The 1,213-nt window shown below is 34.0% G+C and carries 1 protein-coding gene; it reads right to left on the reverse strand.

Features of this window, described 5'->3' with window-relative positions; genetic code table 11:
- Window positions 1-333: 333 nt before the first annotated feature.
- On the reverse strand, window positions 334-993 hold the full coding sequence (locus ACSX1H_RS19300) for a DUF5041 domain-containing protein (protein ID WP_439185891.1): 660 nt from the start codon (window positions 991-993) through the stop codon (window positions 334-336).
- Between the last annotated feature and the right edge of the window lie 220 nt (window positions 994-1,213).

A 1,213-nucleotide genomic window follows, 5' to 3' on the forward strand; every position in this document is an offset into this window, starting at 1 on the left:
TTGTACTTTTTTTCAAATTTCGTCTGCTTTGATGTCCCCGTTTTACGTTAGCTTCAGAAATCAATAAACCTGAAAAGTATTGATTACCTTTATTTTAAATCAATACTATAGGTTTATAGGGGGAATGGAACACAACGTTGGCTAGATGAAGCGTATGGCGATTTAACGAACCAGTCCTTCCAAAATTCCTCTGAGCCAAATCTTTTATTTGTTTTTATCTTTTTATTGCTAAAGCCAAATCAAAGATTTGGTGGTGTTTGATTAACGAGCTACACTTATTAAAGGCTACGAACGCCATATGCTTTATACTAGCGTGTTATGCACTGGCATTTCTTATTTGTCAATTTCTATAACTTTCAATCCGAAGATATAGTAATGTGGCATTTTATTGAATGCATCACTTGAACAATCTGGAGACAATTCTCTTTCCACACAAAACCTAAAAATAGATGTCGAACCATCTGGTAGTGTTTTTCCATCTGGCAATTTAGATTCCCAAAATGAACCAATTAAAAATAAAGGAGTCTTTCCTACTTGTAAAGTTGTGTCTTCTATTTTAAATCTTGCTGCCGTATGCGTATTCGAGTACATGGAATCAATTTCAACTTTGTATTCAGGATGTCCAAAATTGCCCATTCTAATATTTACTAAGAATTCATCTTTATTATCTTTAATTATAAATCTGGCACCGTCAAATGGCTTTAATATCATTTTTCCATCTTTAAAAGAACGGTAGGGAGATGGTGAACAGAATACTGTTTGTTCCTTTATCATTTCTTTGTCCGCATATTCTTCTAAATATAAGCAAACCTCATATTTTTGGCTATCTGGAAGGTGTACTCCAAATTTGTAAATATCCATTTTTAATGATTGCAATATTGCATCCAAATCGTCCATCGTTACACTGGGATTTGAATAGTCTACTTCCCTATTCTGGGCATGTATGAAGTGTGAAAAAAAACCCATTATTAGGATTAGTAATAATCTTCTCATTAAGATTCTTTTTATAATGCAATTCTTCATGATTAAGTATTAATTTATGTATCAATGATTACTCTCATGTTCTGTTTTGCTTGTGCATAACGGATTGCCGTATGAAGCGGCCCGATGCCTGTATTTTTGTTCCTTAATTACACTCAATTGCTGCAGCAAACTGCAATTTTAGAATTACGCAACCCAAGGCTGCTTTATTACGGTTTGTTAGGCACGCCCC

It is taken from the genome of Carboxylicivirga taeanensis (assembly GCF_051851475.1).
Taxonomy (GTDB): Bacteria; Bacteroidota; Bacteroidia; order Bacteroidales; family Marinilabiliaceae; genus Carboxylicivirga; species Carboxylicivirga taeanensis.